13 protein-coding genes are annotated in these 13,213 nt (G+C 35.8%); 11 read left to right on the top strand and 2 right to left on the bottom strand.

What is annotated here, in order from left to right:
• The first annotated feature begins 1 nt into the window (after nucleotide 1).
• The 8 genes from accC (at nucleotide 2) to ACFPVY_RS05880 (ending at nucleotide 7,738) form a co-directional block, all read left to right on the top strand.
• A complete protein-coding gene (accC, locus tag ACFPVY_RS05845) occupies nucleotides 2-1,444 on the top strand; it encodes an acetyl-CoA carboxylase biotin carboxylase subunit (protein ID WP_379791033.1) in 1,443 nt (480 codons plus the stop codon).
• A 65-nt stretch (nucleotides 1,445-1,509) separates the two neighbouring features.
• Nucleotides 1,510-1,995, top strand: coding sequence for a hypothetical protein (locus ACFPVY_RS05850; protein WP_379791034.1), 486 nt, complete (start codon nucleotides 1,510-1,512; stop codon nucleotides 1,993-1,995).
• A gap of 15 nt (nucleotides 1,996-2,010) precedes the next feature.
• Nucleotides 2,011-3,552, top strand: a complete 1,542-nt coding sequence (locus tag ACFPVY_RS05855) for an acyl-CoA carboxylase subunit beta (RefSeq protein ID WP_379791035.1) — start codon at nucleotides 2,011-2,013, stop codon at nucleotides 3,550-3,552.
• Between the two features lie 89 nt (nucleotides 3,553-3,641).
• On the top strand, nucleotides 3,642-4,058 hold the full coding sequence (locus ACFPVY_RS05860; RefSeq protein WP_379791036.1) for a hypothetical protein: 417 nt from the start codon (nucleotides 3,642-3,644) through the stop codon (nucleotides 4,056-4,058).
• Nucleotides 4,059-4,538, top strand: a complete 480-nt coding sequence (locus tag ACFPVY_RS05865; RefSeq protein ID WP_379791037.1) for a hypothetical protein — start codon at nucleotides 4,059-4,061, stop codon at nucleotides 4,536-4,538.
• 154 nt (nucleotides 4,539-4,692) lie between these two features.
• Nucleotides 4,693-5,703, top strand: coding sequence for a PAS domain S-box protein (locus tag ACFPVY_RS05870; RefSeq protein WP_379791038.1), 1,011 nt, complete (start codon nucleotides 4,693-4,695; stop codon nucleotides 5,701-5,703).
• Nucleotides 5,704-5,876: 173 nt separating this feature from the next.
• On the top strand, nucleotides 5,877-7,145 hold the full coding sequence (locus ACFPVY_RS05875; protein ID WP_296150091.1) for an aminotransferase class I/II-fold pyridoxal phosphate-dependent enzyme: 1,269 nt from the start codon (nucleotides 5,877-5,879) through the stop codon (nucleotides 7,143-7,145).
• Nucleotides 7,146-7,264: 119 nt separating this feature from the next.
• Entirely contained in the window at nucleotides 7,265-7,738 is a 474-nt protein-coding gene (locus ACFPVY_RS05880) for a hypothetical protein (RefSeq protein ID WP_379791039.1), read from the top strand.
• Nucleotides 7,739-7,817: 79 nt separating this feature from the next.
• Here the strand turns inward: ACFPVY_RS05880 and ACFPVY_RS05885 are convergent, their stop codons facing one another.
• On the bottom strand, nucleotides 7,818-8,957 hold the full coding sequence (locus tag ACFPVY_RS05885) for a GTP cyclohydrolase (protein WP_379791040.1): 1,140 nt from the start codon (nucleotides 8,955-8,957) through the stop codon (nucleotides 7,818-7,820).
• 3 nt (nucleotides 8,958-8,960) lie between these two features.
• Complete coding sequence (locus tag ACFPVY_RS05890) at nucleotides 8,961-9,932, bottom strand: transporter (RefSeq protein WP_379791041.1); 972 nt, start codon at nucleotides 9,930-9,932, stop codon at nucleotides 8,961-8,963.
• A 97-nt stretch (nucleotides 9,933-10,029) separates the two neighbouring features.
• On the opposite strand from ACFPVY_RS05890, the gene ACFPVY_RS05895 reads away from it, so the two are divergent.
• The 3 genes from ACFPVY_RS05895 to ACFPVY_RS05905 all read left to right on the top strand — a co-directional run bounded on the left by ACFPVY_RS05895 (nucleotide 10,030) and on the right by ACFPVY_RS05905 (nucleotide 13,031).
• Nucleotides 10,030-10,329 carry a DUF4834 family protein gene (locus tag ACFPVY_RS05895; protein WP_465254368.1) on the top strand — a complete coding sequence of 100 codons (300 nt, stop codon included), beginning with the start codon at nucleotides 10,030-10,032 and terminating at the stop codon, nucleotides 10,327-10,329.
• Nucleotides 10,330-10,402: 73 nt separating this feature from the next.
• Nucleotides 10,403-12,850 carry a YfhO family protein gene (locus ACFPVY_RS05900; protein ID WP_379791043.1) on the top strand — a complete coding sequence of 816 codons (2,448 nt, stop codon included), beginning with the start codon at nucleotides 10,403-10,405 and terminating at the stop codon, nucleotides 12,848-12,850.
• A 13-nt stretch (nucleotides 12,851-12,863) separates the two neighbouring features.
• Nucleotides 12,864-13,031, top strand: a complete 168-nt coding sequence (locus ACFPVY_RS05905) for a hypothetical protein (protein ID WP_379791044.1) — start codon at nucleotides 12,864-12,866, stop codon at nucleotides 13,029-13,031.
• Nucleotides 13,032-13,213: the final 182 nt, after the last annotated feature.

The following is a 13,213-nucleotide window of genomic DNA, read 5'->3' on the forward strand; positions in this document are numbered from 1 at the left end:
TATGAAGAAAATATTAGTAGCCAATAGAGGCGAAATAGCCATCAGAGTGATGAAAACCGCTCAAAAGATGGGCATCAAAACAGTTGCGGTTTACTCAACAGCCGATAGAAATGCACCACACGTAAAGTTTGCCGATGAAGCCGTTTGGATAGGAGAGTCCCCTTCGAACCAATCGTATTTATTGGGAAGTAAAATTATAGAAGTAGCGAAAGAATTAGGCGTTGACGGAATTCATCCCGGTTATGGATTTTTAAGTGAAAATGCCACTTTCGCTGAAGAAGCGATTGCAAACGGCATCACGTTTATCGGTCCAGAATCAAAGGCGATTCACATGATGGGAAGTAAATTGGCTGCAAAAGAAGCTGTAAAAGCCTACGATATTCCGATGGTTCCCGGTATTGACGAAGCCATCACGGATATTGCAAAAGCAAAGAAAATTGCAACAGAAATTGGTTTCCCAATCTTAATCAAAGCTTCTGCCGGAGGTGGAGGAAAAGGAATGCGTGTTGTAGAAAAAGAAGAAGATTTAGAGTCCCAAATGACACGTGCCATCAGCGAGGCGACTTCTGCTTTTGGTGACGGTTCGGTCTTTATAGAGAAATATGTGGCCTCGCCAAGGCATATCGAAATCCAAGTAATGGCCGACAGTCATGGCAATATCTTGTACTTATTTGAAAGAGAATGCAGTATCCAGCGTCGTCATCAGAAGGTTGTAGAAGAAGCTCCGTCTTCGGTTTTAACTCCAGAATTAAGAAAGCAAATGGGCGAAGCGGCTGTAAAAGTGGCCAAAGCCTGTGATTATCTTGGAGCTGGAACCGTAGAATTTTTATTGGATGAAAATCTGAATTTCTATTTCCTTGAAATGAATACGCGTCTGCAAGTAGAACATCCGGTAACGGAAATGATTACGGGTCTAGATTTGGTCGAAATGCAAATTCGGGTGGCAAGAGGCGAAGCACTTTCTATTAGACAGGAAGATTTGCACATTAAAGGCCATGCGATGGAACTCCGTGTTTATGCCGAAGACCCATTGAATGATTTCTTGCCTAGTGTTGGAAATTTAGAGGTTTATAGTTTGCCTGTCGGCGACGGCATCCGAGTGGACAATGGTTTTGAACAAGGAATGGACGTACCGATTTATTACGACCCGATGCTGGCGAAATTGATAACCTACGGAAAAACAAGGGAAGAATCCATCCAATTGATGATCAAAGCAATCGAAAGCTATCAAGTGGAAGGTGTGAGTACGACTTTGCCTTTCGGAAAGTTTGTAATGGAACACGAAGCTTTCCGTTCGGGTGATTTTGATACGCATTTCGTAAAGAAATATTACGATGCTGAGCATTTGAAAGCCCAACAAGATAAGGAAGCGGAAGTGGCTGCAATGATTGCACTTCAACAGTATTTAAAAGACCAAAACATCCTTCGTTTGCCAATACAATAAGTCATTAATCTAATTTTTACGGAATCTTATTTTAATTGAGGTTGGAAATTTTATCAAAAATCGATATGGACTTTTTTTTACCATTCATAATAGCCATAATTGGGTTTCTTTTTGTCATTATTTTTATTTCAAGACTTAGGAATAACAAGGCGAAAATAATTTTATCTACTTTACAGATGAACAAATTGAATGAAGTAGAGATTAAATTTTCGCAAACTTCTTATATCAATTTTAATCAATTTGGAGGAATGTTTACAAATGCAAACTTGTACTTTGACGAAGAAAGAAAAATATTAGTTTTTACGACTAAAAAAAATGCCATCTCTAGTGTTTTTAATAATAATCTGCCAATTGTTTTGGTAAATGGTAGTTTAGAGTCGCTGCCAAAATATGTTAATTATAGAGTTGTGTATGAGACTATAATAAGGAGTGACGAATATATCTTAGTTATAAAAGATCGTTTCTCTAAAATGAAATATGAAGAAATTACGCTGTTTTCGGAGAAAAATGAAATGGCATTAAAAAATATAATAGCTGCATTTAAAAGCTAAAAGTCAGTTGCAAATATGAAAGACAAAATAAAAATATTAGAAGATAAGATTGCCTTGGCACATTTAGGCGGAGGTCAACACAGAATAGAAAAACAGCACGAAAAGAAAAAACTAACGGCCAGAGAAAGGGTAGAATACCTGATGGACGAAGGTTCTTTTGAAGAAATCGGGATGCTTGTAACCCACAGAACGACTGACTTCGGAATGGAGAAAGAAGTCTATTTGGGAGATGGTGTTATCACAGGTTACGGAACTATCAACGGTAGAATGGTCTATCTTTTTGCACAAGATTTCACTGTTTTTGGAGGAGCCTTATCAGAAACACATGCGGAGAAAATCTGCAAGGTGATGGACATGGCCTTGAAAACCGGAACTCCGATGATTGGTTTGAACGATTCGGGTGGAGCAAGAATCCAAGAAGGGGTTCGTTCTTTGGGAGGATATGCTGATATTTTCTTTAGAAATGTAAAAGCTTCGGGGATCATCCCGCAAATTTCAGCAATCATGGGACCTTGTGCTGGTGGAGCTGTTTATTCTCCAGCCATGACCGACTTTACGATGATGGTGGAAAACACCAGTTATATGTTTGTTACCGGTCCGAATGTCGTGAAAACCGTAACGAATGAAACCGTAACTTCCGAAGAATTAGGAGGAGCGAGTACGCATTCTACAAAATCTGGTGTCGCTCATATCACTTCAGCCAACGATGTAGAATGTTTGGAAGATCTAAAAAAACTGTTGAGTTATTTACCTCAAAGCAATTTGGAAACAGCACCAAAAATTCCGTTTGAATTGGGTGATGAAATCCGTGAGCAACTAAACGGCATCATTCCAGAAAATGCGAATAAACCTTATGACATGCATGACGTCATCAAAGGAATCATCGACGAAGATTCTTTTTATGAAGTACATAAGAATTTTGCCGAAAATATACTAGTAGGTTTCGCAAGAATAGGAGGAAGGAGCATCGGAATTGTAGCGAATCAGCCTATGTTTCTAGCGGGCGTTTTAGATGTAAACAGTTCTGTAAAAGCTGCCCGTTTCACCAGATTCTGCGATTGTTTCAATATTCCGTTATTGGTTTTGGTGGATGTTCCAGGTTTCTTGCCAGGAACCGACCAAGAATGGAACGGAATCATTGTTCATGGTGCCAAATTGTTATACGCTTTAAGCGAAGCAACGGTTCCGAGAGTTACTGTAATTACCCGAAAAGCTTACGGTGGCGCTTATGACGTGATGAACTCCAAGCACATCGGTTCCGACATGAATTTTGCTTGGCCATCGGCAGAAATTGCCGTTATGGGAGCCAAAGGTGCGAGTGAGATTATTTTCAAAAAAGAAATTTCATCAGCGGAAGATCCGGCTGCAAAGCTATTGGAAAAGGAAGCAGAATATGCGGAGAAATTCGCAACGCCTTATCGTGCCGCAGAACGCGGTTTTATCGATGAGGTGATTTTGCCACAAGATACCAGACGAAAATTAATCAAGGCGTTCAGCATGTTGGAAAACAAAGTAAGCGAATTGCCGAAAAGGAAACACGGAAATATTCCTTTGTAGATTTAGAGAAATCGATTTATATGAAATTCTTTCTTTTAATTATAGCGTTTATATTTTTTTCTTCTTGTAAACAAAAAGAAAATATGCAATTGGAAACAGATTTATCGATGGTTCAAGTTGCGGTTTTTCCTTCATTTTATGGGGAAAAGAAGTTTGTATTTAACGTTGCTAATCGACAATTGCTCTTTAAGAATTTCAGTAGCGCTTTAAATGATAAGGACGAAAATCCGATTTTTGAGGCGTCAGAAAATAAATTATTTGAATTAAGTAGGCACGAAACCGATTCATTATTGGCGCTTTGCAAAAATATGAAATCATCTTCAGAGCAAATGCCAATTGCACCAGATCAGTGGGGATGTTATACAATTGCGGTAAAGAAAAATGGAGAATTGATTGAAATTGTCGATTGCATTGGTATGTCAAATTTTATAGATGCGATGGTTTTTTTAATACGTAAAAAGTGTAAAGACGAAAAAGTAATATTCGACCTTAAAAGATTCAGATAAATGACAAAGAAATTTTTGTTTTTGATTTCGGTTTTACTTCTCACATCTTGCAAAAGAAACAATTCATCTGAAATTACCAATTTATATGTACAGTTTCTTCCAAAGGATGATTTCATAGTAGACATTTCCATCGATATAAATGAAAACTATTTATTATATGAAAGTGGAGTGGGTTTTGTAGCTCCAATCGGTTGGAAAGAAAAAAAAACTTGTGGTGTAGAGATTTTAAAATTGCAACCTAATGAAACAAAACGGCTTTTGACGTTGTATAAAGCGATCGATTTTCAGACAAACAAAGATTCAATTTTAGGGATGAAAACTTCAATAGAAAGTATTTCTGGAAATAAGATGAAGCAAAATAGGCAATTTGGATCTTGGAGCGTTTCTGAAAAAAAATTTTTAAAAGAGATTTTAATATTGTTGCAACAAAAAGGAAGCGACTGCTTAAAAGACAAGACAACTGATTTGGATGTGTTTTGAGTGCTTAAATTAAATGCAAATAGTTAAAAATATAATTATGCTTGGTGGAGCTGGGTTTTAGTTGATTTCAAAATTTAATGTAGAAAATTTATGATATTGCCTATATTTTTCCTACGTTTACGCGCCCCGATTTAAAATCCATAAACTACCACCTATGAAAAAGGATACTAAATCCTATCGCATTCTCATTGTTGAGAGTAGCGCAAAGATTTTATTATCGTTAAAAAGAATGCTTCTTAAAAGAATTACCGATCCGGTTATTGTGAACGCCGTTGACTTCAAGAGTTCGCAAATGATTCTTAAGCAGGAGAGTTTTGATATTATTCTTTTAGACCTAAACCTTTCTGACATAACAGGAAAAGATTTGCTTGATTCTTTAGGGAAAGAAAACTACTCAAAGACCATTTTATTGAGCGATCTCGAAGACGCAGATTTGACACTTTCGGCTGTTTCAAAAGGAGTTTGTGATTATATTTTAAAAAGTGAAATTAGTTCGAGGTTGCTGTATAAAAGCATTGTTTATGCAATTGAGCGACGAAAAAATATTGCAAAATACGAAGAATCAGAAAAACGGTACAGTGATTTATTTTACTTAAATCCACAACCAATGTATCTTTTTGATTTTGAAACCTTCAAATTTTTGCGCGTAAATGATGCAATGCTTCGCCAGTATGGTTATTCAATTCCAGAGTTCTTAGAATTGACGCTTTTTGATATCAGACCGCAAAATGAAATCAATTCTTTTAAAGAAGCCTACAAACATTTTGACTATCACGATTGGCTCGTTACCACAAAAGAATACCAACATAAAAGAAAAAACGGAGAAAGCTTTTTTGTAGAAATTTCTTGTAACATTATTTATATCGACGGACGAAAATGTGGACTTGCCATTGCTTCAGATGTTACTGAAAAACGAAATTATCTAAAAGCAATTGAAGAAAGAAACCAGCGTTTGCAGGAAATCGCCTTTACTCAATCGCACATTGTTAGAGCACCGTTGGCCAACATGATGGGCATTTTATATTTGATTAGAGACTTTGATTTAAGGGCAGAAGAAGGCGAAGAATTACTACAACATTTCATCAATTGCGGTGAAGAATTAGACAAAAGCATTAAGGAAATTGTTTTAAAGAGTAATTTTTTTGAGGTTAAAGTGTCAAAATAATTTTTGGAAAGTGACACGAAGTTAGGTGTTGCTTTATATAATTATGCTGTTATTAACAACTTTAGATTAAAAATGCATAAAAATAAATAGGTAATCCACGCTATTAATAATATATAAATATTTATTTTTGCAGCATATTACAATTACGATTCCAAAATAATAACTATATCAAAATGGTAAAAGATTTATTCGAAAGAATACAAAACAATAAAGGTCCATTAGGAAAATGGGCTTCACAGGCAGAAGGATATTATGTTTTTCCAAAATTAGACGGACCGCTTTCAAACAGAATGATGTTCCACGGAAATGAGGTTATTAACTGGAGTATTAATGATTATTTAGGTCTTGCAAACCACCCAGAAGTACGTCAAGTTGACGCTGATGCGGCTGCAGAATTTGGTGCAGCTCATCCGATGGGTGCTCGAATGATGTCTGGTCACACAACGCTTCACGAGCAATTGCAAGATGAATTGGCAGCTTTTGTACAAAAAGAAGCAGCTTATTTATTGAACTTTGGTTACCAAGGAATGGTTTCTACAATCGATGCCTTGGTTACAAAAAATGATATTATTGTTTATGACGTTGATTCTCACGCGTGTATCATCGATGGTGTGCGCCTTCACATGGGGAAACGTTTTACATACAAACACAACGATATTGAAAGTATCGAGAAAAACCTTGGTCGTGCTACAAAAATGGCCGAAGAAACTGGCGGAGGAATCTTATTGATCACTGAAGGTGTTTTTGGGATGCGCGGTCAGCAAGGTAAATTGAAAGAAATTGTGGCTTTGAAAGAAAAATACAATTTCCGTCTTTTGGTGGATGATGCGCACGGTTTTGGAACACTTGGAAAAACAGGTGCCGGAGCAGGTGAAGAGCAGGGAGTTCAAGACCAAATTGACGTTTATTTCTCAACTTTTGCGAAATCAATGGCAAGTATCGGTGCATTTATTGCTGCTGATAAAGACATTATCGATTTCTTGAAATACAATTTACGTTCTCAAATGTTTGCAAAAGCATTACCTTCTTTATTGGTAAAAGGTGCTTTGAAACGTTTGGATTTACTGCGTTCAAATCCAGGTTTGAAAGACAAACTTTGGGAAAATGTTGACGCGTTGCAAAACGGATTAAAATCGAGAGGTTTCAACATTGGCGATACAAACACTTGCGTAACTCCAGTTTATTTGGAAGGAAGCGTTCCTGTGGCGATGATGTTGGTAAATGACTTGAGAGAAAACTATAAAATTTTCTTGTCTATCGTAATTTATCCGGTGATCCCAAAAGGGATTATCTTGTTGAGAATGATTCCAACGGCTACACATACTTTGGATGATATCAACCAAACTTTAGCTGCTTTTGAAGCAATTAGAGAAAAATTAGAAAACGGAACTTACGCAAAATTAGCAGAAATCCACACTGTGGACGTGAGCGACGAGCGTTAAGATTTTAAATATTTTACAACAAAGCCATTCTGAAAAGAGTGGCTTTTTCTTTGTATGGAATTTAACAAAATCTCGATTTTAATTTTTTACCTTTAACTATAAAGCAAAAACAAAATTTTATGAAAAAGTTATTTATAGTCGCAATTGGAATGATTGCATTCGCATCTTGCGGAAAAAAAGAAGAAGAAAAAACGGTTGTAACCGAACAAGAGATGGAACAGCCAGAAATCACGATCCAAGATAAAGAATGTTATTTGTGGACAAGTAAAGGAAAAGACACCATCAAAATGTCAATTACAACAGCCAACGGCGGAAACGTTGTGGGTGATTTGCAATACAATTTCTTTGAAAAAGACGGAAGTTTTGGCAAAGTTTCAGGAATGACAAAAGGCGACACGATTTATGTAACCTATGATTTTGAATCTGAAGGAATGAAATCTACCAGAGAAAGCGCGTTCTTGAAAAAAGGAAATACTTTGGTTGAAGGTTTTGGAGAAATTGAAACTAAAGGCAATGCTCAGACTTTCAAAGATAAAAAGACGTTGAAATTTGACGGAAGCGTGACTTTAAACAAAGTAGATTGTTCTAAATAGTTTTAAAGTAACAAGCAAAAAAGTCCCAAAGTAAAATTTTACTTTGGGACTTTTTTATAGATAATAAAAGAAAATTTTGCTACTCTAAAACTTTGTTACTTTCCAACTCTTTTCGAAACGTACTTCTCTTCTTATGAATCACAGGATCAAAGTGTTTCCATAAATTGGCAATGTTCACATTGTCAGCTAATTCTGGAGTTCTGTAACACATTTTTATTCCTTTTTCGGTGAATGTTTTGTAATATTCGTTGAAAATAATTGCCGTCACGCCTTTGCTTTGATAATCTGGATGAACTCCGATGAGGTAAAAAAGCATTTCTTTACTATGTTTTCTCGCTTTCAAAATCTTTAAAAATCCAAATGGAAATAATTTTCCCTTAATTTCTCTCAAAGCTTCTGAAAAAGAAGGCATTACAATGCTAAAAGCCACAATATTATGGTCTTTATCTTCCACAAATTTAATATATTCTGGATTGATAAAACTGATGTATTTTTTTTTGAAATATTCTTTTTGAATGTCGGTTATCGCAACAAATGAAGACAATTTTTCGTAGCTTGTATTAAATAAATCGAACATTTTATCAACGTGTGGCATCACTTCCTTCGTGCTCGAAAAATTCAAAGCTTTCAGTTGATAGCGCTTTAAAACGATGTCATTTACTTTTAAGAAAAATTCTGGCTTTACATTAGCAAAAGGAAATTTACTTTCGTTGTATGTTTTTTCAATTACGTAGCCCAACTTTTCGAAATGTTCCACATAATAAGGGAAATTGTACCAAGTAACCATCGTGCTCATCTCGTCAAAACCAAAAGTCAGCAGTCCCACTTTATCCAAATTTGAAAATCCCATCGGACCTTCCACGTATTCTAAATTGTGCTGTTTTCCAAATTCATATACTTTTTCAAGCAAAGCTTTGGTCACTTCGATATCGTCGATCACGTCAAACCAGCCAAAACGAACTTTCTTTTTGCCTTGGTTGTTGACTTCGTCCCAATTGATGATTGTGGCAATTCTTCCGGCAATTTTTCCGTCTTTGTAAGCCAAATAAAAATTGGCATCTGCATTGGTAAACGCCGGATTTTTCTCCTTGTTAAAGGTTTCCATTTCTTCCGCAATAATTGGCGGTACCCAATATTTGCTATCATTATATAATTCAAAAGGAAACTTTACGTAGTCCTTTAATAATGCTTTTGTATTCGCTTCTTTTACTGTAATCATTTTTTATTCTGTAGGTTGTTCGCCTCCGACTTCGTCAATTCGTTTTTTCTCGTCGTCTTTTTTCTTCTTTTCTTTTTTATCTTTTGAATCGTCTTTTCCGGGAACATCGATTAAAATATCCTTATAATTTCCGTCAAAGCGCCAAGATACGCCAATTCCTCCGTAAAAAATAGACGGCGTGTCTTTAATATTTTTACTGATCGAAGCATCTAATTGAAGGTTTGGTCGTAATAAATATGCGGCACCAACTCTTGCAATTCCGTCAGAATAATAATCACTTTGATACGCCTGACCTTCGATAAACGCTGACCAATCTGGGTTTATTCCGTAAGTTAATGTAGCAATTCCGCCATAACTTGGAAAATCTGAAGAAATTTTATCAGCTATAATATTCATTACAAAAACATAACGGCTTCCAAAATGATTCTGAGTAATAACCATCAATTTCGGTGATATTTTTGGATCAGTAGGAAAAGTGTAAGGATTATTAGAAAAATTGATATTTGCTCCAGCATAAACTCCAACCGCCGGAATAAATTGTCTCCATTTAAACCTGTGATTTGCTTTCCAGCTATAAATATTTACTTTTTCTTCGTAATTTTTAAATGGATCGTAAATCAAATATTTTGCGCCCAAAGTCATTTTTTTCAAAGCGCTTCTGTTTTCAGAACCTAATGCAGTATTGTATTGATCTGCTTGATATTGAAAATTTGCAATAAATTCTAATTGCTCCAAAAATGCACCATAACGCAAAGCGAGATCCATCCCAAAACCTTTAGAATCAGTATTTAAAACGCTGTGATCTTCTGCAATTCCATAAATTCCTGCCTCCATTTGAAAAACAGATTTACCAACAGAAAAGCCAGACATTGATTCTCCGGGACGGTTTGAATTGATGTCGTCAGTAAATTGGGCATAAATTGCAGAGGTCGAAAAGGCAAAAAAGAGCAGTGAAAGTGACTTTAATTTAGACATATTCTCGAAGTTTTCATTAGGATATGGTTAGTATAACCCAAATGTACTATAATTTATTATTAATTTAAGAATCATATTTTAATTTTCAAATTTCATTTTGTTATTTTTACACATTAAAATTTCTATTATGCAATATGCTTCACTTGACGGTATCTTGAGAACGATATTAACTATTGTATGTATTTATTATTTGCTAAAATTTATTGGCAAGTTACTTTTCCCGATTATGGTGAAAACAGTGGTTGATAAAGCGCAAGAAAACTTTCACCAACAACAGCAAAGTTACCAACGACCTCAAAATAACCAGTCTGATTTTGTAAACACAAATAGCAAATCTGACAAGCCACGCGAGAAGAAAAAAGTAGGTGAGTACATCGATTACGAAGAAATAGACTAAACTTTTCTTTGAATATATTTGCGGTAAATGCGTATCTTCACGCCTTTATTTATTTGTTTTCAACTTATCTATTATGAAAATAATCAGCAAGTATTATCCTCATTTATTGGCCGTTCTTGGCTTTATTTTGGTTTCCTTAATTTATTTTTATCCTGTAATGCAAGGCAAACAGCTTTATCAGTCTGATATTGCGCAATATACAGGAATGGCGAAAGAGCAAAACGACTTTAGAGCCGAAACAAAAGAAGAACCTTTTTGGACCAATTCTGCCTTTGGAGGAATGCCAACGTACCAACTCGGAGCCAAATATCCAAACGACGCTGTTGGCGGTTTAGACGATATTTTGAGGTTTTTGCCGAGACCTTCTGATTATTTATTTCTATATTTCTTAGGATTTTACGGATTGCTTTTGGTTTTAAAAGTAGATCCGCTGAAAGCCTTTTTCGGAGCGCTCGCCTTCGGATTTTCCACTTATCTTATAATTATTCTCGGCGTAGGCCACAATGCAAAAGCACACGCAATCGCTTACATGCCGATGGTTGTTGCTGGAGTTTTGCTGGTTTTTAAGCGAAAATATGTTCTCGGAGGATTAATTACAATGATCGCCGGAGCTTTAGAAATCAATGCGAATCACTTTCAAATGACGTATTATTTGTTGTTTTTGCTTTTGATTATTGGTGTTTATTTTCTTTATAAATATAGTAAGGAGAAAGATTTTAAAGGATATTTGGTTTCCATCGGAGTTTTTGCCGTTGCCGGAATTTTGGCAATCGGTGCCAACGCCACAAGTTTGATGGCAACGTCTGAATACGCGGATTTTAGTATGCGCGGAAAAAGTGAATTGACTTACAATCCTGATGGTTCAAAAAACACGACAACGTCAGCAATGACCTACGATTACATCACAGAATATAGTTATGGAATCGCCGAAAGTTTAAATTTATTTGCTCCAAGATTATTTGGAGGATCGAATTCAGAGCATTTAGGAAGCGAGTCAAAAGTATATGAATTTATCAGTACACAAGGCGCAACTCCAGAAGAAGCTAAAGGTTTCACAGAAGCTTATGCTAAAACTTATTGGGGCGATCAACCGATTGTTGCGGCACCGGCTTACATCGGAGCGGTTGTTTTCTTTTTGTGCGTTTTGGCTTTATTTCACGACAAAAGAAAAATTAAATATGCTTTTTTAGCAGGAGCAATCTTCTCATTATTACTTTCTTGGGGAAAAAATTTCCCAATAATGACCGACTTTTTTATTGATTTTGTTCCAATGTATGACAAATTCAGAGCGGTTTCTTCCATCCAAGTTATTTTGGAATTGTGTATTCCTGTTCTAGCAATTATGGGATTGCAGAGTTTTTTCAAATCAGAAAAAGACGAACAATGGAAATCTTTGAAATTAGCCGGAGCAACAAGTTTTGGAATTATAATCGTGCTGTTTTTTGCGAAAAGTTTCTTTGATTTTACCGGACCTTACGATGCTCAAATGCAACAAATGTTCAGTCAGGCACAAGGAAGCGACGCGTTTGGTTCTGGTTTTGTCGAAGCGTTGAGAGCCGACAGAAAAAGCCTTTACAACGCAGATTTATTGCGTTCTGGATTCTTGATTCTAATTTCCGCAGGATTTTTGTGGCTTTACACAAAAAACAAATTATCTCAGACATTAACGGTTATCTTAATCGGATTATTTATGGTTGGGGATTTATTCTTTATTGATAAAAATTATGTGGACAGCAAAGGCTTTGTGAGTGCGAGAGAAGTGAGAGAACCATTTCAAGAAACGCCTTCTGACCAGCAGATTTTAAGAGATACTTCGGTTTATAGAGTGTATGAAATCGAGGGAAGATTACAGGCGAGAACGTCTTATTTTCATAAATCGTTGTCAGGTTATAGCGCCGTTCGACCACGAAGAATCGAGCAGTTATTTGATTATCAGATTGCAAAAAACAATTTGAACGTATTGAATATGCTGAATACAAAATACGTGATTCAAGTAGATGAAAAAGGCCAGGAATATCCAGTGGTAAATCCAGATGCGAATGGAAATGCGTGGTTTGTAAGCGAAGTAAAACTCGTAAATACGCCTGACGAAGAAATGAAGGCTTTGGATAAATTAGATACTAAAAACCAAGCCGTTTTCAACCAAAAAGAGTTTAAAAACCCAGTTTCAAAAACGTACCAGAAAGATTCGACTGCAACAATTACGCTAAAATCGTATGAGCCGAATTACATCAAATACCTTTCAAATAATACGAACAAAGGTTTGGCCGTTTTCTCTGAAATTTATTATCCAAAAGGTTGGAATGTCACAATTGACGGAAAAGAAGCAGAGCATTTTAGAGTTGATTATACTTTGAGAGGTCTTGAAATTCCTGCCGGAAAACATACGATTGAATTCAAATTTGAGCCACAAGTTGTCAAAACCGGAAGCACAATTACGTTGATTAGCTCGATTGTAATGCTACTTCTTTTATTGGGCGGAATTTATTTTGAGAATCGAAAAAAGGAGAATCAAAAATAGTATTAGTATTTAGATGAAACCAGCAAAATTAAATCATGATAAGCCAGAAAAATTGGAGGCAAAACGAATTGCCGAAATCCAATCGCTGACTTATAGGCAACGTTTGGAGCGTTTGATGGCAATAATCGAGATTTCTTATAAGTTGAAAAATGCTCCTAAAATTTATCCTTCTACGAAATGATGGAAGAAATTTTAAATATTTGGAAAGGCTTACGCAAAAATGATGTCAAATATATTACGCTACGATTGTGATAATTGAAAATATTGAAGTAAATTTCATTGATTACAAAAATCTAATTATAGCTAAAAAAGCAACAAATCGCTTAAAGGACCAATTGGATATTGAAGAGCTTAACAAATTGA

Source organism: Flavobacterium qiangtangense (assembly GCF_042658345.1).
Taxonomy (GTDB): domain Bacteria; phylum Bacteroidota; class Bacteroidia; order Flavobacteriales; family Flavobacteriaceae; genus Flavobacterium; species Flavobacterium qiangtangense.